Genomic DNA, 19,390 nt, shown 5'->3' with positions numbered 1-19,390 from the left:
CATACGGCAAATGCGTGCGTATCACACCACAGTCAACGGCAGTGACTTCCTCGGCTCGAATACGAACTCGGCGCCGCCGCTGAATTTCACCACCGCGACCTCACCGAATTCCTTTGCCGCAGTCTCGGTTTCGATCACCCGCGCGGTCCACTCCGCATCCGACCCGATCACCTCGACGGAGAGGTGCGGGTCGACGGCGGCGACGATGGCCTGCAGGGGCCGGGTCTCGGCCGGCGAAACCAGTGCCACCCACGAACCGTCCTCGTGCGCCGGTGACCGACGCACGGACACCGTGTCGGGACCGAACTCGGCGTCGACATAGGCGGCCGGGTTGAACAAAGGATGCAGTTCCAGCACGCGCACCGCACCCTCGATGCCACCGGGCAGACCCAGCGCCCGGTGGATGCGCTCGGCACCGACACCCGCGACCCCGATGAGCTGCTTGGTGCAGATGTCCGTGGCCAACGCGGTGTCGGCGCCGGCTCGGGCACCCACCGCGAGGATGAACGACAGGTTCAGCAGGTGCATCTGCAGGCACACCTCGTCGGCCATCCGGACCAGTGCGGAATGCGAGAAGGCCGCGAAATCGAAGTCCGACAGCAGCGGGCCCGAGTAGTCGGCCGCACCCTCATCGGAAGGGTCGATCGGGGCCAGAACCGTTTGGGCTGCACGGGTCCGACCGATCACCTCGAGTGCGGGGATGTCGTCGACCTCGGGGTAGGACTCGTCGATGATGACCGTCCAGGCGCAGTGTGGCTGTCGGTCGGCAGGTGTCCGGGGCGGCCGGTGAATCGGACGCACCTGGCACTTGCGGTTGGTGGCCAGCGCGGTGGCGTCGAAGGTCGGGTCCTCGATGTCGTGACACATGCCGCGCACGTATTCCTCGCCCATCGGCTCCACGTCGAGCAGCGCGCCGCAGTGGTCGAGGTGGAACTCGCCGTGCCAGCGATCATGAACCGTGTAGCGGAAATCCATGAACTGCGGCGGAGCGCCGATGTCGAGTTGCAGCCCCTTGAAGATGGTGATGATATCGACGCCCTGGTACTTGAGCGCCTTCTGCATCCGCCTGGTGTAGATCGGGCTGGACCCGGCCCACTCCTCGATCGCGATCTGCAGCATCTCTTCGCGGCCGAAGTTGCTGATGCACCAGGCCATCCCGGAACGGTCGATCATCTGTCCCATGAGCAGCAGCTCTGGTACCAGCTTGACCAGCTCGTCGTGGGTCAGCGAGGCATACCTACTTGTCATCGAGCTCGCTCCCGGTGTTCATCTTGACTGCGGCGTTGACGTTCGCCTTCCGATCCTCGGCCAGCCCCTTCTCGGCGGCCTTGCGGCGCTTGGCCACAACCTTGGACACCGTCCCGTTGAGACCGGAGCCGAGCGGGAAGCCGAGGTACTGGGTGAGGAAGATCGCGACGTCCTTGAGCTCTTCCTCGGTGAACTCGCCGTTGAGCAGCGCGGCATTGACCTGGATCTCAGCGAGCTCCTGCGAACCCACCGCCGTCACCGCCGACAACGTCATCAGCCGCTTCTCGCGCATCGACAGTCCGGGCTTGCTCCAGATGGTGCCGAACAGGTGATCGACGGTGAGATCGAAGTACGGGTCTCCCTCGATGTTCGGCATCTCCCAGCCGTAGACCTCGTTCATCTTGGCCAGGCCCTTGGCGCGCAACTCGTCCATCGAAGTTCTCCTAGTCGTTCTCGTGCGGTACGCCAAGGCCCTCAGCGAGCCGCTGCAAGGCCACCTGGGCCAACGGAAGATCCACTCCCACAACCTCACCCAACCCGAGAGCCAGGCTCAGGTCCTTCTCGCCCAGTCCACGGGTATGGGTGAAGGCGTCGTAGAGCCAATGATCCGGGGTCAGCTCGGCCATGTTCTCGCGAACGATGATGGCGCCGGGCCCACTGGTCAACGCATCGGTATGGCGCACGACGCGGCCCAGCGCGCCGAGGTCCAGTCCGGCCGCCTCGGCCAGCTTCATCGCCTCACATGCCGCGGCATAGGAGGTGAAGGTCAGCATGTTGCGGGCCAGCTTCATCCGGGTGCCGGCGCCGGGTTCGCCGGCGTGGATCACCATCGAGCCGAACTGCTTGAGTGCAGGCTTGATCCGTTCGTAGACGGGCCGCTCGGCGCCGACCATGATGGCCAGCTCACCCTTCTCGGCGGCCGCTCCGCCACCGCTGACCGGGGCGTCGACGATGTAGATACCCTGCGGCTTGTACTGCTCGGCGAGCTCGGCCGCGGTGGTATCGCTGATCGTCGAGTGGATCACGATCACGGTGTCCGGCTTGACCTTCGGGGCCAGGTCCGCGATCACCGAACGCACCTGTTCGTCGTTGAGCACCGTGATGCTGATGATGTCAGCCTGGGCGACATCGGCCACGTCGTTCGCCAGTGTCGCCCCGAGCTCCTCGAAAGGCGCCATGGACTCGGCCCGCACGTCGTACACGACGAACCCGCCCGGCCACTCGGCCAGCCGCTTGGCCATCGGGGCACCCATGTTGCCCAGGCCGATGTATCCGTACTTGAGCGTCATGACCGGATGATCTGTCCGCCGTCGACATTGAAGATCTGACCGGTGATCCACTTGGCCTGATCGCTCAGCAGGAACAGGCACATACCGACCAGGTCCTCCGGCTGGCCCATGCGGGACAACGGGATTCCCTTGACGATGTCGTCCACCATCTCCTTGGGCGTGGTGGTGCGGTTCGCTTCGGTGTCGATCGGGCCGGGCGCGATCGCGTTGATGCGGATGTTCTGCCCGCCGAGCTCGCGCGAGAGCTGCTGGGTCAGGCCGTTGATGCCGACCTTGGCCAGGCCGTAGTAGTTGGCGTACAGCCACGCCGCGGTCGAGGACTGGTTGACGATCGCGCCGCCGCCCCGCTTGGCCATCTTGCGGTACACCGCGCGGGTGCACACCAGCGCACCGTCGAGGTTCACGCTCATGAACTTCTTGTAGTAGTCCCAGTCGACGGTGAGCAGGAAGTCGAGCTTCATGCCACCGAAGATCGCGGCGTTGTTGACCAGGTAGTCGATGCCGCCGAACTCCGAAAGCGTCTGCGCGGCCATATCCTTGGCCGAGTCGATGTCGGAGACGTCGACTCGCACCGCCAGGGCGTTGCCGCCCTCACCCTTGATGCCGTCGGCGACCTTCTGTGCACCTTCGGTGTTGATGTCGGCGACCACGACCGCCGCGCCCTCACGTGCCAGCGCCTCGGCATAGGCCTGGCCGATTCCGCCACCGGCCCCGGTGACGATCGCCACCTTGTTGTCGAACTGTCCCATATTGCTGTTCCTTTCCCGCCGAATGGCCAGTTAATGCACGGTTCTCACGAGTTTGCGTGTCACAACTGGCCGCTCGGCACCTAGTTGGCCAAAGTTGCGACGCACTTGATCTCGGTGTATTCCTCGAAGCCGGCCAGGCCCATCTCGCGGCCGACCCCGGATTGCTTGTAGCCGCCGAACGGTGCGTCTGCCGAGTACCAGATGCCGCCGTTGACGTTGACGGTGCCGACCCGCATGCGGGCGGCGACGGCCTGCGCACGTTCGTCGTCACCGGAGAACACGGTGCCCGACAGGCCGTACGGCGAATCGTTCGCGATCCGCACGGCGTCGTCGTCCCCGTCGTGGGCGATCACGGTCAGCACCGGCCCGAAAATCTCCTCCCGGGCGACCCGGGCGTTGTTGTCCAGGCCGGCGATCACAGTCGGTTCGATGAAGAACCCGGTGTCGAGGTCGGCGGGACGTCCACCGCCGCAGGCGAATCGGCCGCCTTCCTGCAGGGCGAGATCCAGGTAGGACTGCACCCGGTCACGCTGGCGGGCCGAGATCAGCGGGCCGCACACGGTGCGCTTGCTGTTCGGATCGCCCGGCTTGATCCCGCCCAGCGTGGCGGCGGCGATCTCGACTGCCTCGTCGTAGCGTGCCCGCGGCACCACCAGGCGCGTCGTGATCGCGCAACCCTGACCGGCATGCATGGCAACCGTGAAGGCCGACATCGAGCAGGCCCCGGCCAGGTCGGCGTCGTCGAGCACCAGGAACGCCGACTTGCCGCCGAGCTCGAGGAATACCTTCTTGATGGTCAGTGCCGCATCGGTCATCACCGCACGCCCGGTGGCGGTCGATCCGGTGAACGAGACCATGTCCACCCGAGGATCTTTGGACAGCAACGCACCGACCGAGTGATCGCTGGAGGTGACGACGTTGACCACGCCGGCCGGAAAATCGGTCTGCTCGGCGATGATCTGGCCGATGGCGGCGGCCGCCCACGGAGTATCCGGGGCCGGCTTGAGGATCAGGGTGTTCCCCGCAGCCAAGGCCGGACCCACCTTGGCCAGGTTGATCTGGTGCGGAAAGTTCCACGGCGTGATGGCGCCGACGACGCCGACCGCCTCGCGGGCGATCTTGCGGTTGGTCGGGATGCCCTGCGGGGTGGCGTAGCCGAGATCGGTTGTCCACTCGTAGTTCTCGGCGGTGTCCGCCGAGTAGCCCAGATCGTCGATCGGGCCTTCGAGATGCGCACCGGCGGTGAGCATGCGCGGCGCGCCCACCTCGGCAATGGTCAATTCCCGCAATTCCTCGACGTTTTCACGCAGCGCGTCACGCAGCTGCCGCAGGCAACGCACTCGCAGCGCGGTGTTCGTCGACCAATCGGTGTCATCAAAGGCCCGACGCGCGGCGTTAATGGCATTGCCCATGTCCTCGGCGTTGGCATCGGCGGCGACACCGAGCACCTCCTCGGTGGCGGGGTTGACGGTCTCGAATGCTCCGCCACCTCCGGCGACGAGTTTGCCGTCGATCAGCAGTTGACTCTGGCGATCGGCCAGTACCGGCATTGGTGAACTCCACTTCAGAAGATTCTGGACAACTGTCCGGCTGTCTCGTCTCGAACGATAGCCGCAGACGATGTCGAGCCGCAAGGGTGGACCCCGGCATACCCGATCGAACACCAGAATATGCAGTTCATTGCAGCCTTTCAGGATCTCTACTTGCCCAACCTCGACATCGTCGGATAACTTGGACATGTGTCCAGCGATGCGGTGTCCGCAGTCACAGAACCAGCTCCGGAGCCAGACAAGGAGGCCCCGCGCAACCGCCGGCAGGAAGAGACCTTCCGCAAGGTCCTGACCGCCGGAACCGAAATGTTGCGCGAGTCGTCCTACGCCGATCTGACGGTGCGTGCGGTCGCCGCACGCGCCGGGGTCGCGCCGGCCACGGCCTATACGTACTTCTCGTCGAAGAACCACCTGATCGCCGAGATGTACCTGGACCTGGTCAGCCAGTGCCCGTACTTCACCGACGTGAACGACTCCATGACCACCCGCGTCGACAAGGCGCTGCGGGCGCTGACCCTGGTGGTCGCCGACGAGCCCGAAGTGGCAGCCGCCTGCACCACAGCCCTGCTGGGCGGCGGCACCGATCCGGCGGTGCGCAAGGTCCGCGACCGAATCGGCGCCGAGATCCACAAGCGGATTCGTTCGGCTGTCGGGCCCGATGCCGATTCCCGCATCGTCTCCGCACTGGAGATGACGTTCTTCGGCGCGCTGGTCAACGCCGGCAGCGGCGCCTTCACCTACCACCAGATCGCCGACCGGTTGACCTATGTCGTCGGCCTCGTCCTAGGAGAGGACAAATGAGCTTGAGCCTGGGAGAGGACAAATGACCTTGAACGCAGTCGAGCTGATTCTCGACCCGTACGACTACGACTTCCACGAAGACCCGTACCCGTACTACCGCCGACTGCGCGACGAGGCGCCGCTGTATCACAACGAGGACCTCAAGTTCTGGGCGTTGTCCCGGCACAAGGACGTGGTCGCCGGTTTCCGCAACAGTGTCACGCTGTCCAACAAGCACGGCGTGTCTCTGGATCCGATCTCGCGCAATGACGAAGCCCACCGGGTGATGTCGTTCCTGGCCCTCGATGATCCTGGCCACCTCCGTCTGCGCACCCTGGTGTCCAAGGGCTTCACCCCTCGGCGCATCCGCGAGCTGGAGGGCCGGGTCACCGAGATCGCCCACCAGCACCTGGATATCGCGTTGCAGAGCAACACCTTCGACTACGTTGACGACTTCGCCGGCAAGCTGCCCATGGACGTCATCTCCGAGCTGATGGGCGTCCCTGAGGAGGACCGGGTCCGCATCCGCGCGCTCGCCGACGGGGTGATGCACCGTGAGGACGGTGTCGCCGATGTCCCCGAATCCGCGATCGCCGCCTCCGGGGAACTGCTGGTCTACTACGCCGACATGGTGAAGCAGCGCCGCAAGAACCGCACCGACGACCTGACGTCGGCACTGGTGGACGCCGAGATCGACGGTGACCGGCTCACCGACGACGAGATCATGGCCTTCCTGTTCCTGATGGTGGTCGCCGGTAACGAGACGACCACCAAACTGCTTGCCAACGCGGCGTATTGGGGCTTCAAGAACCCCGACCAGCTGGCGCCGGTGTTCGACAATCACGACCTGGTCGTGCCGTGGGTCGAGGAAACCCTGCGCTATGACGCCTCCAGCCAGATCCTGGCCCGGCTGGTCGTCGAGGACCAGACGTACTACGACACCACGGTGCCCGCGGGCAACGTGCTGGTGCTGCTGATCGGCTCGGCGAACCGCGACGAACGCGTCTTCGAGAATCCCGACGAATACCGGATCGATCGCGAGATCGGCCCGAAACTGGTGAGTTTCGGCAGTGGTGCCCACTTCTGCCTCGGCGCGCATCTGGCACGCATGGAGGCTCGGGTGGCACTGACCGAGTTGTTCAAGCGAATCCGCGGATACGAGGTGGACGAGGCCAACGCCGTCCGCGTCCACTCCAGCAGTGTCCGTGGATTCGCTCATCTGCCAATAGCGGTGTCCCACCGCTGAAGCCCATTGCGGTGTCCCACCGCTGAAACCCATCACAGTGGAGAAGCGCTAAATGGCCCGTTTCGAACCCCATCCCGACCGCCGACCCGCCCTCGTGGCCGGCGCGTCGTCCGGCATCGGCGCCGCCACGGCTACCGAGCTTGCCGCACACGGCTTCCCGGTCGCCCTCGGCGCACGCCGCGTCGAGAAGTGCCAGGAGTTGGTCGACAAGATCACCGCCGAAGGTGGCGAGGCAATCGCGCTGCCGCTCGACGTGACCGATGCCGAATCGGTCAAGTCGTTCGTGCACGGCGCCACTGAGGCGCTCGGGGACATCGAGCTGCTGGTGGCCGGCGCCGGTGACACCTTCTTCGGCCAACTGCACGAGATCAGCACCGACGAATTCGAGAATCAGATTCAGATTCACCTCATCGGCGCCAATCGCCTTGCCGCAGCCGTACTTCCGGGCATGGTCGAGCGCCGCCGCGGTGACATCATCTTCGTCGGCTCCGACGTGTCCCTCCGGCCGCGGCCGTACATGGGCGGCTACGGCGCCGCGAAAGCCGGCCTCCTGGGCATGGCCAAGACCCTGCAGATGGAGCTGGAAGGTACCGGCGTGCGCGCCTCCGTTGTCCATCCCGGACCCACCAAGACCGCCATGGGCTGGAGTGCGCCCATGGACAAGGTCGGCGAGATGCTCGAGGACTGGGCCAAGTGGGGCCAGGCCCGGCACGACTACTTCCTGCGCGCGGCAGATCTCGCGCGGGCCATCACCTTCGTCGCGGAAACCCCCCGCGGCGGCTTCATCGCCGAACTGGAGATTCAGCCCGAAGCTCCGCTGGCCGATGTCAAGGACCGCCAGAAGCTGAAAGTGGAAGGCTGAGAAGAACATGACGAGCTCAGAACTCAAGGAAGTACAGCGCGTCTCGGGCGGTGAAGCAGACGAACACGGCCACCTGGAAGAATTCCGCACCGACCCGATCGGCCTGATGCAGCGCATCCGGGACGAATGCGGCGACGTCGGCTGGTTCCAGCTGGCCGACAAGCAGGTGGTGCTGCTGAGCGGCGCAGAGGCCAACGAATTCTTCTTCCGCTCCAGCGACAGCGAACTGAACCAGGCCGAGGCCTACCCGTTCATGACCCCGATCTTCGGTGAGGGCGTGGTGTTCGACGCGGACCCCGAGCGCCGCGCCGAGATGCTGCACAACACCGCGCTGCGCGGTGAGCAGATGAAGGGCCACGCGGCCACCATCGAGAACGAGGTCAAGAAGATCATCGCTGACTGGGGACCCCAGGGCGAGATCGAACTGCTCGACTTCTTCTCCGAGCTGACGATCTACACCTCGACGGCGTGCCTGATCGGGCTGAAGTTCCGCGAGCAGCTCGATCGCCGGTTCGCCGAGTACTACCACCAGTTGGAGCGGGGCACCGACCCGCTCTGCTACGTCGATCCCTACCTGGACATCGAGAGCTTCCGCATCCGAGACGAGTCGCGCGTCAAACTCGTTGCGCTGGTGCAGGAGATCATGGACGGTCGCATTGCCAATCCGCCGAAGGGCAAGGAGGATCGCGACCTGCTCGACGTTCTGGTGTCGATCAAGGACGACGAGGGCAACCCCCGGTTCACGGCCAACGAGGTCACCGGGATGTTCATCTCCCTGATGTTCGCCGGGCACCACACCAGCTCGGGCACGTCCTCGTGGACGCTCATCGAACTGCTGCGCAACCCCGACGTGTACGCGCAGGTGCAGCAGGAGCTCGACGACCTCTACGCCGATGGCCAGGAGGTGAGTTTCCATGCGCTGCGCCAGATTCCGAAGTTGGACAACTCGCTCAAGGAGACCCTGCGCCTGCATCCGCCACTGATCATCCTGATGCGCGTCGCACAGGACGAGTTCGAGGTGGCGGGCCATCCGATCCACAAGGGCCAGATGGTGGCGGCCTCCCCGGCGATCTCCAACCGGATCCCGGAGGATTTCCCCGAACCCGACGCCTTCGATCCTGCCCGCTATGAGAAGCCGCGCCAGGAAGATCTGATCAACCGGTGGACGTGGATCCCCTTCGGCGCCGGTAAGCACCGCTGCGTGGGTGCGGCGTTCGCACAGATGCAGATCAAGGCAATCTTCTCGGTTCTGTTGCGCGAGTATGAGTTCGAGATGGCCCAGCCGGCCGAGAGCTACCAGAACGACCACTCCAAAATGGTCGTGCAGCTGGCTCAGCCGGCCAAGGTTCGCTACCGCAAGCGTGTAAAGGACTGACCCAAATGGGTTGCTACCGTGTAGAACTCGACGAAGACCTCTGCCAGGGCCACGCCATGTGCGAGCTGGAGGCGCCCGACGTCTTCCGGGTGCCCAAGCGCGGCGTCGTCGAGATCCTCGATTCCGAACCCCCCGACGAACTCCGCGATGTCGTGGAGATGGCCGTCGATATGTGTCCCACCCGCGCTCTATCCATCACAGAGAAGGAATGACAATGGCGTCACGAGAAGAACTGGAAGCCTGGTCCGACCGCTGGCTCAAGGCCAACCAGGAGGCCGAGAAGGCCGGTGACTGGAAGCCGCTGGCCGACTTCTACACCGACGATGCGACCTACGGCTGGAACATCGGGCCCAAGGAAGACGTCATGTGCATCGGCAAGGACGAAATCCGGGACACCGCACTGGGCCTGGAGATGGAAGGCCTGGAGAACTGGGTCTACGAGTACCAGCGGGTGCTGATCGACGAGAAGCAGAACGAGATCGTCGGGTTCTGGAAGCAGATCGCCCACAAGTCCGACGGCAGCACCGCCGAGATCTACGGCATCGGCGGTAGCTGGTTCCGGCTCAACGATCAGCTGCTCATCGAGTGGCAGCGCGACTTCTTCGACTTCGGGCACGTGCAGAAGGCGTTCATGAACCTGATCACTTCCGGCGACCTCACTCCGACGATGCAGAAGCGCATCGAGCGCAGCCTGGCGGGCGAGAAGCTGCCCGGCTACTACCCGCGCGGCGAGGCTCCGGTCAAAATCTGGTAGTTCCCGGCCAAGCAGTTGCTTGGGGGTGGGTGTGACCCACGCAACTAATGGCTCTAGTCTGTGGTCAACGGCTCTAGTGGAAGGCACACGCGATGAAGACCAAAGGCGCTCTCATCTGGGAGTTCAACCAACCTTGGACGATCGAGGAGATCGAGATCGGTGACCCCGTCAAGGACGAGGTCAAGATTCAGATGGAAGCCTCGGGCATGTGCCATTCCGATCACCACCTGGTGACCGGCGACATCCCGATGGCAGGTTTCCCGGTGCTCGGCGGCCACGAAGGCGCAGGCATCGTGACGGAGGTCGGCCCCGGCGTCGACCACATCCAGCCCGGCGATCACGTCGTGCTGTCGTTCATCCCGTCGTGTGGCGAGTGTCCGGCGTGCCAGGAGGGTCTGCGCAACCTGTGCGACCTGGGCGCGGGCCTGCTGGCCGGCACTGCGGTCTCCGACGGCACGCATCGCATCCACTCAGTCAAGAACGGTCAGCCCGTCATTCCGATGACCCTGCTGGGCACGTTCAGCCCCTACATGGTCGTGCACAAGAGCTCGGTCGTGAAGATCGATCCGTCCATCCCGTTCGAGGTGGCCTGCCTCGTGGGCTGCGGCGTCACCACCGGCTACGGCTCGGCGGTGCGCAGCGGTGACGTCCGCCCGGGTGACGACGTCGTCATCGTCGGCGTCGGCGGTGTCGGCACCGGTGCGCTGCAGGGCGCCCTGGCCGCCGGCGCACGCAACGTCTTCGCCGTCGACCCGGTCGAGTTCAAGCGCGACAACGCGCTGAAGTTCGGTGCCACCCACGCCTACCCGGACATCTTCTCCGCGATGGCCGGGGTCGCCGAGGTCACCCAGGGCCGGATGGCACACAAGACGATCGTCACCGTCGGTGAGCTCAAGGGCGAGGACATCGACCACTACATGAACATCACCGCCAAGGGCGGCACGGTCGTGGCCACCGCGGTCGCCAACATGGCCAGCAACGACGTCAAGCTCAACCTGTCGATGCTGACGCTGCTGCAGAAGCGCCTGCAGGGCACCATCTTCGGCGGCGGCAACCCGCACCACGACATCCCGCAGCTGCTGAGCATGTACAAGGCCGGCCGGCTCAACCTGGATGACATGGTCACCCGGCAGTACAAGCTGGAGCAGATCAACGACGGCTACGCGGACATGCTCGAGGGCCGCAACATCCGCGGCGTCATCCGCTACACCGACGCCGACCGCTAAATCCCTATCTCGCGCGAAATGGCATTCCAGCAGGCAAAGGTCGAGTGACCACCTGCTGGAATGCCATTTCGGCATCCTGGAGGAATTTCGTGACCGAAACACAAACCGAATCACCCGTCGTCGTCGCCTCGCGGTCGTCGTGGAGATGCGTGCAATCCGGTGACCGTGAGGGCTGGCTGGCGCTCATGGCCGACGACATCCTGGTCGAGGACCCGATCGGTGAGGCCGTCACCAACCCCGACGGCACCGGGGTGCGCGGCAAGGAAGCCCTCGGCGCCTTCTACGACGCCAACATCGGCCCCAACGAGCTGACCGTCACGTGCGAGGAGACGTTCCCGTCCAGCTCGCCGACCGAGATCGCCTACATCCTGGTGCTGCGCACCAAGTTTCCCAACGGGTTCACCGCCACGGTGCGAGGCGTCTTCACCTACAAGGTGAACGACGAAGGGCTGATCACCAACCTGCGCGGCTACTGGAATCTGGAAGCGATGCAGTTCGCAGAGGCTGATGCCGAGTAGCGGCCCGCTCGCCGGCCGCGGCGCGATCGTCGTCGGCGGCACTCGCGGCATCGGCCTGGCGGTCGCCGAGCTCCTGGCCGCCCAGGGTGCGGGTGTGGTGGTCAACGGCCGTGACCTGGGGGCTGCCACAGCCGCGGCCGAATCCATTTCCGGTGTCGCCCATGCCGGTTCACCGGCCGACCCCGTGGTGGCCGACGCACTCGTCGACACCTGCGTGTCCGAGTTCGGTCGCGTCGACATCCTGGTGAACTGCGCCGGCACCGCCGAGCCGGCGGGTTCCTCGATCTTGAACGTCACCGGCGCGGAGTTCCGGAGCCTGCTCGACGCACACCTGGGCACGGTGTTCGAGACCTGTCGGGCAGCGGCGCCCAAGATGGTGGCCCAAGGGGGTGGAGCCATCGTCAACACCAGTTCCTTTGCATTCCTTGGCGATTACGGCGGCAGCGGCTATCCGGCGGGCAAGGGCGCGGTGAACGGGCTGACCCTGGCGATTGCCGCCGAACTCAAGGAATACGGCGTGCGCGCCAACGTGGTCTGCCCGGGCGCGCGCACCCGACTGTCCACCGGATCGGACTATGAGCAGCACATCGCCGACCTCAACCGGCGCGGACTGCTCGACGACGTCAGCATGCAGGGCGCGCTGGACGCTGCGCCGCCGGAATACGTCGCCCCGACCTACGCCTACCTGGCCAGCGACGCCGCGCGGGACGTGACGGGGCGCATCTTCATCGCCGCGGGTGGATTCATCGGCGAATTCGCCCGGCCCTCAACTGGTTTCATCGGATACCGTGATCACCACAGCGCGCCGCCGTGGACCGTCGAGGAATTGCACGAGGCCATTTCCGGGACGTAACCTGCAGTGGAGTACGCCGCGCCCTGAACTATGCTTGGTTGCCATGGCGTCCGTCTTCACGAAGATCATCAACGGAGAACTGCCCGGACGATTCGTCTATGAAGACGATGAGATCGTCGCGTTCCTGACCATCGCCCCGATGACGCAGGGCCACACGCTGGTGGTTCCCCGCGCCGAGATCGACAACTGGCAGGACGTCGAACCCGCGGTGTTCGCCCGGGTGATGGAAGTGTCGCAGCTGATCGGCAAGGCCGTCTGCCGGGCATTCGGCGCACAGCGCTCCGGCGTGATCATCGCCGGTCTTGAGGTGCCGCACCTGCACGTGCACGTGTTCCCGGCCTACAACCTGGCCGACTTCGGCTTCGCCCACGTCGACAACAACCCGTCGGCCGAGTCGCTCGACGAGGCTCAGGCCAAGATCAAAGCCGCGCTGGCAGATCTGCAATCCTCGGCAGGCTGACGGTGAACCGGCAGCCCTGACCGGGCGCCGTGGTGACGTTCACCGTGCCGCCGTGCGCCAGCACCAGGGAATGCACGATCGACAGGCCCAGCCCGGTACCGCCGCTCGCGCGGGTGCGTGAGGTATCCGCTCGGTAGAACCGCTCGAAGACCCGTCGCGCGTCCTCCTGGCTCATGCCAGGGCCTTCGTCGCACACCTCGATCACCGCGTCGTCGCCGTCGGTGCCCACCCGCACCGTGATCCCGGCGGTTTCCGGTGTGTGCTGCACGGCGTTGGCGACCAGGTTGCTCAGCACCTGACGCAATCGGGCCTCGTCGCCCAGCACCTCGGGGGTCCCCGGACCGTCGAACACCTCCATCCGCACCCGACGGTTCGGGGCGATCGACTGGGTGTCGTGGACGGCATCGGTGGCCAGGGTCAACAGGTCGACCCGGTGCTGATCGAGCGGCCGTTGTGCATCGAGTCGGGCCAGTAGCAGGAGGTCCTCGACCAGCAGGCCCATCCGTCGGGATTCGCTCTCGATCCGGCCCATGATCATCTCGACGTCGCGCGCCGCGCCCTGGCGGTAGAGCTCGGCGAATCCGCGGATCGTGGTCAACGGGGTCCGCAGCTCGTGGCTGGCATCGGTGATGAAGCGGCGCATCCGTTCCTCGGAAGTCCGCGCCTGCTCGGCCGAGGCGTCCGAAGACGCCACCGCCCGCTGGATCTGCGCGAGCATGCCGTTCAGCGCCAACGACAGTCGTCCCACCTCGGTCCGCGGATCACGTTCGGGGACACGGCGATCCAGCTGTCCGGCCGCGATGGCCGCGGCTGTTTGTTCCACCTCCACGAGGGGACGCAGGCTGCGGTGCACGACGGCGTAGCCGACGACGCCGAGCACCACCAGGACGACCGTGCCGATGCCGACCTGCGACCAGATCAACGCCCGGACCGAAGACTGGACGTCGGACAGATCGATCGCGACGGTGGTGAGCTCGCCGTTCGGCCCCTGCACCGTCATGGCCCGCCACTGCACGTCGGAGGATCCGACGGACTCGACGGTCACCGGCACCGGACCGACATCGTTGTCATCGGGGAGCTCGGGCTCCGCCTCACGGTCGTTGACCGCGATCCAGGTCCTGCCGTCCTGGTCGACACCGCGCACATAGAAATTCGACGGCGGGCGAGCTGGGTTCGGCCCTTCCAGCGGCGTCGACGGCAGTTGGCGCGGCTCCTGGGCCCAACTTCCCGCGGCGTCGAGAAGCGTCTGGTCGATTCGGCTCACCTCGGTGTGCCGCATGATCGAGGTCACCGCGACGCCGGAGGCGAGCAGCCCGCACGCCACCAGGACCAGTGCGACCGCCACCAGCCCGACCCGCAGCGGCACACCGTGCCGCTCTACCCGGTCAAACACTCCAGAATTATGCCGCCGCCGAACGAGGCGTCAGCGTGGCTCGCGCAAAACGTAACCGACGCCGCGCAGAGTGTGCAGCAGACGCTTGTCGCCCGTGTCGATCTTGCGGCGCAGGTAGGACACGTAGGACTCGACGACGTTGACGTCACCGCCGAAGTCGTAACGCCACACGTGGTCGAGGATCTTGGGCTTCGACAGCACCGTGCCCGCATTGATGATGAAGTAGCGCAACAGGGTGAACTCGGTGGGCGACAGCGAAACGGGTTCGCCAGCCTTCCAGACCTCGTGCGTGTCCTCGTCGAGTTCGATGTCGGCGAAGGACAGCTTGGCGCTGCGGGGCTCCTCGACGCCCCGGCCGGACCGGCGCAGGATCACCCGCAGCCGGGCCACCACCTCTTCGAGGCTGAACGGCTTGGTGACGTAGTCGTCGCCGCCCAGCGTCAGGCCGGCGATCTTGTCCTGCAGGCTGTCGCGCGCGGTGAGGAACAGTGCTGGGGCGTCGATGCCGTCGGCGCGGAGCCGGCGCAACAGCCCGAAGCCGTCCATGCCGGGCATCATCACGTCCAGGATCACGGCGTCGGGCCGGACTTCCCTGGCCTTGTCCAGCGCGGCGGCGCCGTTGGACGCGGTGTAGACCTCGAAACCCTGGAACTTCAGGCTGACAGACAGCAGCTCCACGATGTTGGCCTCGTCGTCGACGACGAGAACCCGGGCCTCCGGGACGCTCTCAGGTAATGCAGGCATGGCCATTCCCTGATGTTGGTAGTACCTGTTGAACTCAACCTGCATGCACGCTGTGCACTTCCTGTGAGTTTAACTGTGATCGGGGTAACTACACTGACGCCCATGAACCTCGGCAAGACGCTGATCCAGGTTGCTACCGCGCCGGTGCGAATCGGGCTGGCGGTGGCCGATGCCGGTCTCGGCATCGCCAACGAGACCCTCAACGCGGTGCAACGCAGCATCACCGACGCAAATCCCCTCAACGGCAGGTCATCGATGGCCTCGCTGTTCGGCATCGACGATGCGGTGGAGCGGGCGAACCGCCTGGCGCGACTGCTGGACGATGACGCGCCACTCGGCCGGGCACTGGCGCCCGAAGGCCCGATCAACCGTTTGCTGCGACCAGGTGGGATCGTCGATCAACTGACCGCCGAGGGTGGCCTGATGGACCGGCTGACCGCAGACAACGGCGCCGTGGCCCGGGCTGTCGCCCCCGGCGGCCTGGTGGACCAGGTGACCATGGAGGGCGGTCTGCTGGACCGGTTGACCACCGCCGATGGCGCCGTGTCCCGGGTGATCGCACCCGGCGGGTTGGCCGATCAACTGCTCGCCAACGACGGACTGTTCGAGCGGGTGCTGCGTGAGGACGGGGTGGCCGACAAACTCCTCGCCGAGGGCGGCCTGCTCGACACCCTGACCGATCCCGACGGCCCGCTGCTCAAGCTCGCCGATGTGGCCGACACCCTCAACCGGCTGGCGCCCGGGCTCGAAGCCCTCGCGCCCACCATCGACGCTCTGCACGAAGCCGTCATCACACTGAGTCAGGTGGTGAACCCGTTGAGCAACATCGCCGACCGCATCCCACTGCCCCGCCGTTCGTCTCGGCGAAGCTCCCCGCGGCCGGTCAGTTCCCAGCGAGTTATCGACGCCGACGAGTGACCCGCTAAACTAGGCCGCGTTCGACCCGCCTCCTTAGCTCAGTGGTAGAGCAACGCCCTTGTAATGCGTAGGCCATCGGTTCAATCCCGATAGGAGGCTCCACGCATCGACTCGGTTGTCGGTGGTTGCAAGTAATTTCCCATCATGAGGCTCTGTCGCGGTTGCGGTACACCGCTGTCGAAGCGCAGCCAGAAGCTCTACTGCGGTAATGCGTGTCAAGCTGCGTCGCGACGAGGCGCCATGACGAAGCGCTGGCTCGAGTCAGGCGACGCCCGGGTCCGCGGCGAACAAGGCAACTACATCCGGCTTTACCTCATCGAGGCACAGTCGGGCTGTTGCGCCATCTGCGGCGCGGCCAGCGTGTGGCAGGCGCTACCCCTGACCTTGATCATGGATCACATCGACGGGAACCCGACCAACAACCGACGCGAAAACCTGAGACTGGTCTGCCCCAACTGCGACTCCCAGTTGCCGACATACATGAGCCGCAACCGCGGTAACGGACGGCACAGCCGCCGGCAGCGCTACGCCAACGGGCAGTCGTTCTAGCGTTCACGTCTCGTCGGCGATGTTCTCGTGGCTCTCGTGCAGTCCCGGCCCCTCGGGATCCTCACCCCTGCGGTCGAATTCGTCCTGCAGCTCCTCTTGCCCCTCAGTCACCTTACGGGCGTCTTTCGGTATCGGCCTGCCACCGTCACGTTGGTCCATAGCCTGTTGAGTCGCCCGCTTCGTCTGAGGCTAAACACCTACACGCGGGTGGTGAGCTTCCGGAACGCCTGGTATTCGCTTTCCTTGTAGGGCCGTCCGTCCGGCTGCAGCAGATCGCTGAACCACACGTTCGGCACCTTGGTGTAGGGCTTGTCCCACGAATCCCACGGGAAGTAGGTCTGGGTTTTGCCGGCCACCAGACCCCAGCTATAGGCAGCGACGTTGTGCCGCTTGGCAACCGGAAGCACGCCTTCGACAGTGCTGCCCTGGTCCCGCGCGAGGTACTCGGTGCACATGATCGGCCGGCCCAAGGGAGCCAGCTCGGCGATGCGGGCCTCGAATTCAGCAGGCCCGGCGTACGAGTGGAAGGAGATGATGTCGGAGTTGTCGAGTTGGAAGCTGTCCATGTCGCTTCGGCTTCCGCGGTCCCAGCTGCCCTGCCATACGCCACTGGTCAACGGCTGCACGGCATTGACCGAACGCGCCCAGGCGAACACCTGGGGCAGCAGCCCTCCGACGGCATCGATCTTGTCCTTGCGCTCGACCTTGCGATATTGCTTGGCGGGGTTGTCCGGCTCGTTCCACAGGTCCCAGCCCAGGACCCGGTTGTCATTGCGGAACTGGCTCATCACCCCCACCACGTAGTCGCGCAGCACGGGCCGGTAGCGCGGATCGTCGATGCGTTGCGCCCCGGGGCTCTGCACCCAACCCGAGTTGTGCACACCCGGGGTCGGTGCCCGCTGCGCGCCCAGTTGCGGGTTCGGATCCCAGCACGAATCGAAGAACACGAACAGCGGCTTGATGCCCTGACGCGCCGCGATCCCGACGAAATTCGCCAGCCTGTTTTGGAATCCGGCGCGGTCCTGTGCCCACAGCAGATCGTGCAGGAATACCCGCACGGTGTTGAAGCCCAGCAGGCGGCACGCGCCCAGTTCACTGTCGACGCGCCGCGCGTCGTAGGTGCCGGGGGCAAACATCTCGATCTGGTTGATCGCGTTCGAGGTGATGAAGTTGGTGCCGACCAGCCAGCCCTGCGCCTGATACCACGCGTTGGCTCGCTCGACCGGCCACTGTCCTGGTGCGGCGCTCGCCCGCGGGATCACGGGAAGAGGGGCCAGCACCTGAGGAAGAGCGGCCGCAGCTGCCATTACCAGCGGGATCTTGAGGGCCGTTCGACGGTGCACCTAGTGAACATAGTGGCGCTCAGCAAAGACCTCGGCCTCACGGATGACATTGCAACCATTGAGGTTTCAGATCGTTATCAACTCGGCACCCTCAGAGACGGCCCACCGTGAAATCGGCGGCCTGGCCCGGCATGCCATTGAGTACATATGCGGTGTGCGCGAAGTTGGGAACCCCGGCCGGCGTTCCGTCGCAGATCGTGTCACCGGGCTCGCACAGCTCGATCGTCTTGTCCTTGTATCGCTGACCGATCACCATCGGCGGCGCGCCGATGTCGCGCATGAACTCGTCCGATGGTGTGCCCAGCAGTACCACCGATGCCACGTGGTCGGAGATCTCCGGCGCCATGGGCTCGGGGATGAACTGCTTGTACTCCGCCGGAATCCCGTCGGGAACGGTGGCGGCAGTGGTGTAGCCGGCCACCACAGCGCCCTGCGAGTAACCGCCCAACACCACCTTCGTCTTGGGACAGTCCCTGGCCGTCGCCTTGACATGGTCGGACGCGTCGCGGATACCGTCGACGACGGTTCTGGCGAACTCGATCCGGTCACCGAAGTTTCCACTGGCCTGGTAGTTCACCGGATACACCTCGACCGAACGTTCCCCGGCACGCGCCCGCAAGGCATCGACGAAGGACTGCCCGGGGCCACCGATGCCGGGCGGTTCGTAGGTGCCGCGCGCGAACACCACCTCGACATCCGGGCACGGCGGCTGCGCCGACGCGGCGGGCATGGGTGCGAACGGGGCGGCGCAGGCAGCGATCAGCGCCGCGCCCTGGAAATATCTGAAGACGTTCATTTCGACTCCACGCCTACCGGATCGTGACGAACGTTACGGTTCCCCATGCTGGCACATTCCAAACCCGGAGAACAGGGCCCGGGACTTATCCCAGCGGAACATCCAGGTAGGGCCGCGGGTCGGCCGCGCCGGGGCCGTCGAAATGCCACCACTCCCCCGAGTACACCGTCAGCCCGCCGGCTTTCATCGCCTCGCGCAGTCGCGCCCGATTGGCCTGGGCTGCAGTGCTCACCCCGTCGGTGGCGTACGCGAGGCTTCGTGGGGTGAAGTCGTCGAACCCGGTGCCCATGTCGACGAGCGACGCCCCCTTGGCGATCGTCACGTCGACCGAGCGGCCGGCCTCGTGACTGCGGGCGTAGGCACTCGGCCGAGCCACCCAATTGGGATTGGCCACCACCTCGAACATCCTGACCTGAACCTCGTGTGGCCGGTAGCAGTCCCAGAAGACCAGCTTGTCGGGCCGCAGGGCGGCCGCCGCAGCGGCAAGGCCAGGGGCCATCGACTCGTGCACGAGGCAGGGAGCACCCGCTGGGTAGAGCTGCTGGCCGACGAAGTTGTCACTGGTTGCGTACCGCAGGTCGATCACCGCGTCGGGCACCACCGAGCGCACGTCGACCAGCCCGGCTTGGTCCGCCGGACGGGCCGATGCCAACGGCGCCCAGGGAATGGCACACAACAGCGCCAGGGCAGCCGACACACGTAGCACCACCGAATTTGACCACATCAACATCATTCCC

At 65.5% G+C, this 19,390-nt stretch carries 22 protein-coding genes and 1 tRNA gene; 13 read left to right on the top strand and 10 right to left on the bottom strand.

Annotated elements, in window-relative coordinates; all coding sequences use genetic code 11:
• Positions 1 to 21: 21 nt before the first annotated feature.
• The 5 genes from AB0876_RS01625 to AB0876_RS01605 all read right to left on the bottom strand — a co-directional run bounded on the left by AB0876_RS01625 (position 22) and on the right by AB0876_RS01605 (position 4,836).
• The gene (locus AB0876_RS01625) at positions 22 to 1,248 is read right to left on the bottom strand and encodes a hypothetical protein (protein ID WP_526041001.1); all 1,227 of its coding nucleotides are present in this window, start codon (positions 1,246 to 1,248) and stop codon (positions 22 to 24) included.
• Positions 1,238 to 1,681 (bottom strand): carboxymuconolactone decarboxylase family protein, encoded by a 444-nt coding sequence (locus AB0876_RS01620; RefSeq protein WP_491837293.1) that lies wholly within the window; start codon positions 1,679 to 1,681, stop codon positions 1,238 to 1,240. The genes AB0876_RS01625 and AB0876_RS01620 overlap by 11 nt, the downstream gene beginning before the upstream one ends.
• A gap of 10 nt (positions 1,682 to 1,691) precedes the next feature.
• A complete protein-coding gene (locus AB0876_RS01615) occupies positions 1,692 to 2,537 on the bottom strand; it encodes an NAD(P)-dependent oxidoreductase (protein ID WP_491837292.1) in 846 nt (281 codons plus the stop codon).
• Positions 2,534 to 3,286 carry an SDR family oxidoreductase gene (locus AB0876_RS01610; RefSeq protein WP_019344176.1) on the bottom strand — a complete coding sequence of 251 codons (753 nt, stop codon included), beginning with the start codon at positions 3,284 to 3,286 and terminating at the stop codon, positions 2,534 to 2,536. The genes AB0876_RS01615 and AB0876_RS01610 overlap by 4 nt, the downstream gene beginning before the upstream one ends.
• A gap of 80 nt (positions 3,287 to 3,366) precedes the next feature.
• Complete coding sequence (locus AB0876_RS01605) at positions 3,367 to 4,836, bottom strand: aldehyde dehydrogenase (RefSeq protein WP_526041000.1); 1,470 nt, start codon at positions 4,834 to 4,836, stop codon at positions 3,367 to 3,369.
• A 189-nt stretch (positions 4,837 to 5,025) separates the two neighbouring features.
• Here AB0876_RS01605 and AB0876_RS01600 point away from each other — a divergent pair, with 189 nt between their 5' ends.
• The 10 genes from AB0876_RS01600 to AB0876_RS01555 all read left to right on the top strand — a co-directional run bounded on the left by AB0876_RS01600 (position 5,026) and on the right by AB0876_RS01555 (position 12,910).
• Positions 5,026 to 5,637, top strand: a complete 612-nt coding sequence (locus AB0876_RS01600; RefSeq protein WP_135361531.1) for a TetR family transcriptional regulator — start codon at positions 5,026 to 5,028, stop codon at positions 5,635 to 5,637.
• 22 nt (positions 5,638 to 5,659) lie between these two features.
• A complete protein-coding gene (locus tag AB0876_RS01595; protein WP_526040999.1) occupies positions 5,660 to 6,862 on the top strand; it encodes a cytochrome P450 in 1,203 nt (400 codons plus the stop codon).
• Between the two features lie 52 nt (positions 6,863 to 6,914).
• Positions 6,915 to 7,724, top strand: a complete 810-nt coding sequence (locus tag AB0876_RS01590) for an SDR family oxidoreductase (RefSeq protein WP_491837288.1) — start codon at positions 6,915 to 6,917, stop codon at positions 7,722 to 7,724.
• A 7-nt stretch (positions 7,725 to 7,731) separates the two neighbouring features.
• A complete protein-coding gene (gene cyp51 / locus AB0876_RS01585; protein WP_526040998.1) occupies positions 7,732 to 9,099 on the top strand; it encodes a lanosterol 14-alpha demethylase in 1,368 nt (455 codons plus the stop codon).
• Between the two features lie 5 nt (positions 9,100 to 9,104).
• Positions 9,105 to 9,311, top strand: a complete 207-nt coding sequence (gene fdx / locus AB0876_RS01580; RefSeq protein ID WP_491837286.1) for a ferredoxin Fdx — start codon at positions 9,105 to 9,107, stop codon at positions 9,309 to 9,311.
• 2 nt (positions 9,312 to 9,313) lie between these two features.
• On the top strand, positions 9,314 to 9,853 hold the full coding sequence (locus AB0876_RS01575) for a nuclear transport factor 2 family protein (RefSeq protein WP_526040997.1): 540 nt from the start codon (positions 9,314 to 9,316) through the stop codon (positions 9,851 to 9,853).
• A 92-nt stretch (positions 9,854 to 9,945) separates the two neighbouring features.
• Positions 9,946 to 11,079 carry an NDMA-dependent alcohol dehydrogenase gene (locus AB0876_RS01570; RefSeq protein ID WP_044520554.1) on the top strand — a complete coding sequence of 378 codons (1,134 nt, stop codon included), beginning with the start codon at positions 9,946 to 9,948 and terminating at the stop codon, positions 11,077 to 11,079.
• Positions 11,080 to 11,168: 89 nt separating this feature from the next.
• Complete coding sequence (locus AB0876_RS01565; protein WP_491837284.1) at positions 11,169 to 11,597, top strand: nuclear transport factor 2 family protein; 429 nt, start codon at positions 11,169 to 11,171, stop codon at positions 11,595 to 11,597.
• Positions 11,587 to 12,450 (top strand): SDR family NAD(P)-dependent oxidoreductase, encoded by an 864-nt coding sequence (locus AB0876_RS01560; RefSeq protein WP_491837283.1) that lies wholly within the window; start codon positions 11,587 to 11,589, stop codon positions 12,448 to 12,450. The genes AB0876_RS01565 and AB0876_RS01560 overlap by 11 nt, the downstream gene beginning before the upstream one ends.
• Positions 12,451 to 12,493: 43 nt before the next feature.
• Positions 12,494 to 12,910 (top strand): HIT family protein, encoded by a 417-nt coding sequence (locus AB0876_RS01555; protein ID WP_064884678.1) that lies wholly within the window; start codon positions 12,494 to 12,496, stop codon positions 12,908 to 12,910.
• Here AB0876_RS01555 and AB0876_RS01550 read toward each other — a convergent pair.
• Both AB0876_RS01550 and AB0876_RS01545 read right to left on the bottom strand, forming a co-directional pair.
• Positions 12,870 to 14,303 (bottom strand): sensor histidine kinase, encoded by a 1,434-nt coding sequence (locus tag AB0876_RS01550; protein ID WP_498888581.1) that lies wholly within the window; start codon positions 14,301 to 14,303, stop codon positions 12,870 to 12,872. The genes AB0876_RS01555 and AB0876_RS01550 overlap by 41 nt on opposite strands.
• A gap of 30 nt (positions 14,304 to 14,333) precedes the next feature.
• The gene (locus AB0876_RS01545; protein WP_064884923.1) at positions 14,334 to 15,053 is read right to left on the bottom strand and encodes a response regulator transcription factor; all 720 of its coding nucleotides are present in this window, start codon (positions 15,051 to 15,053) and stop codon (positions 14,334 to 14,336) included.
• Positions 15,054 to 15,149: 96 nt separating this feature from the next.
• Here AB0876_RS01545 and AB0876_RS01540 point away from each other — a divergent pair, with 96 nt between their 5' ends.
• The 3 genes from AB0876_RS01540 to AB0876_RS01530 all read left to right on the top strand — a co-directional run bounded on the left by AB0876_RS01540 (position 15,150) and on the right by AB0876_RS01530 (position 16,514).
• Positions 15,150 to 15,965 carry a hypothetical protein gene (locus AB0876_RS01540; protein ID WP_491837280.1) on the top strand — a complete coding sequence of 272 codons (816 nt, stop codon included), beginning with the start codon at positions 15,150 to 15,152 and terminating at the stop codon, positions 15,963 to 15,965.
• A 27-nt stretch (positions 15,966 to 15,992) separates the two neighbouring features.
• Positions 15,993 to 16,067: transfer RNA gene (locus tag AB0876_RS01535), tRNA-Thr, on the top strand.
• A 42-nt stretch (positions 16,068 to 16,109) separates the two neighbouring features.
• Positions 16,110 to 16,514: an HNH endonuclease gene (locus tag AB0876_RS01530; protein ID WP_491837279.1), complete on the top strand. Its 405-nt coding sequence runs from the start codon at positions 16,110 to 16,112 to the stop codon at positions 16,512 to 16,514.
• 197 nt (positions 16,515 to 16,711) lie between these two features.
• Here AB0876_RS01530 and AB0876_RS01525 read toward each other — a convergent pair whose 3' ends face one another.
• The 3 genes from AB0876_RS01525 to AB0876_RS01515 form a co-directional block, all read right to left on the bottom strand.
• Positions 16,712 to 17,857 (bottom strand): glycoside hydrolase 5 family protein, encoded by a 1,146-nt coding sequence (locus tag AB0876_RS01525; protein ID WP_491837278.1) that lies wholly within the window; start codon positions 17,855 to 17,857, stop codon positions 16,712 to 16,714.
• 91 nt (positions 17,858 to 17,948) lie between these two features.
• On the bottom strand, positions 17,949 to 18,653 hold the full coding sequence (locus AB0876_RS01520) for a cutinase family protein (RefSeq protein ID WP_526040996.1): 705 nt from the start codon (positions 18,651 to 18,653) through the stop codon (positions 17,949 to 17,951).
• Between the two features lie 85 nt (positions 18,654 to 18,738).
• The gene (locus AB0876_RS01515) at positions 18,739 to 19,386 is read right to left on the bottom strand and encodes a M15 family metallopeptidase (protein WP_526041456.1); all 648 of its coding nucleotides are present in this window, start codon (positions 19,384 to 19,386) and stop codon (positions 18,739 to 18,741) included.
• Between the last annotated feature and the right edge of the window lie 4 nt (positions 19,387 to 19,390).

The organism is Mycobacterium sp. NPDC049093 (genome assembly GCF_040704635.1).
Lineage (GTDB): Bacteria > Actinomycetota > Actinomycetes > Mycobacteriales > Mycobacteriaceae > Mycobacterium.
The sequence above is the reverse complement of the archived record's forward strand: the minus strand, read 5'-3'. Positions and strand labels throughout refer to the sequence as shown.

What these genes read in the sequence shown, in the direction of transcription:
- AB0876_RS01625 (WP_526041001.1), bottom strand. Translation starts at nt 1,248, where the DNA reads ATGACAAGTAGGTATGCCTCGCTGACCCACGACGAGCTGGTCAAGCTG.
- AB0876_RS01620 (WP_491837293.1), bottom strand. Translation starts at nt 1,681, where the DNA reads ATGGACGAGTTGCGCGCCAAGGGCCTGGCCAAGATGAACGAGGTCTAC.
- AB0876_RS01615 (WP_491837292.1), bottom strand. Translation starts at nt 2,537, where the DNA reads ATGACGCTCAAGTACGGATACATCGGCCTGGGCAACATGGGTGCCCCG.
- AB0876_RS01610 (WP_019344176.1), bottom strand. Translation starts at nt 3,286, where the DNA reads ATGGGACAGTTCGACAACAAGGTGGCGATCGTCACCGGGGCCGGTGGC.
- AB0876_RS01605 (WP_526041000.1), bottom strand. Translation starts at nt 4,836, where the DNA reads ATGCCGGTACTGGCCGATCGCCAGAGTCAACTGCTGATCGACGGCAAA.
- AB0876_RS01595 (WP_526040999.1), top strand. Translation starts at nt 5,660, where the DNA reads ATGACCTTGAACGCAGTCGAGCTGATTCTCGACCCGTACGACTACGAC.
- AB0876_RS01590 (WP_491837288.1), top strand. Translation starts at nt 6,915, where the DNA reads ATGGCCCGTTTCGAACCCCATCCCGACCGCCGACCCGCCCTCGTGGCC.
- cyp51 (WP_526040998.1), top strand. Translation starts at nt 7,732, where the DNA reads ATGACGAGCTCAGAACTCAAGGAAGTACAGCGCGTCTCGGGCGGTGAA.
- fdx (WP_491837286.1), top strand. Translation starts at nt 9,105, where the DNA reads ATGGGTTGCTACCGTGTAGAACTCGACGAAGACCTCTGCCAGGGCCAC.
- AB0876_RS01575 (WP_526040997.1), top strand. Translation starts at nt 9,314, where the DNA reads ATGGCGTCACGAGAAGAACTGGAAGCCTGGTCCGACCGCTGGCTCAAG.
- AB0876_RS01570 (WP_044520554.1), top strand. Translation starts at nt 9,946, where the DNA reads ATGAAGACCAAAGGCGCTCTCATCTGGGAGTTCAACCAACCTTGGACG.
- AB0876_RS01560 (WP_491837283.1), top strand. Translation starts at nt 11,587, where the DNA reads ATGCCGAGTAGCGGCCCGCTCGCCGGCCGCGGCGCGATCGTCGTCGGC.
- AB0876_RS01555 (WP_064884678.1), top strand. Translation starts at nt 12,494, where the DNA reads ATGGCGTCCGTCTTCACGAAGATCATCAACGGAGAACTGCCCGGACGA.
- AB0876_RS01545 (WP_064884923.1), bottom strand. Translation starts at nt 15,053, where the DNA reads ATGGCCATGCCTGCATTACCTGAGAGCGTCCCGGAGGCCCGGGTTCTC.
- AB0876_RS01540 (WP_491837280.1), top strand. Translation starts at nt 15,150, where the DNA reads ATGAACCTCGGCAAGACGCTGATCCAGGTTGCTACCGCGCCGGTGCGA.
- AB0876_RS01530 (WP_491837279.1), top strand. Translation starts at nt 16,110, where the DNA reads ATGAGGCTCTGTCGCGGTTGCGGTACACCGCTGTCGAAGCGCAGCCAG.
- AB0876_RS01520 (WP_526040996.1), bottom strand. Translation starts at nt 18,653, where the DNA reads ATGAACGTCTTCAGATATTTCCAGGGCGCGGCGCTGATCGCTGCCTGC.
- AB0876_RS01515 (WP_526041456.1), bottom strand. Translation starts at nt 19,386, where the DNA reads ATGATGTTGATGTGGTCAAATTCGGTGGTGCTACGTGTGTCGGCTGCC.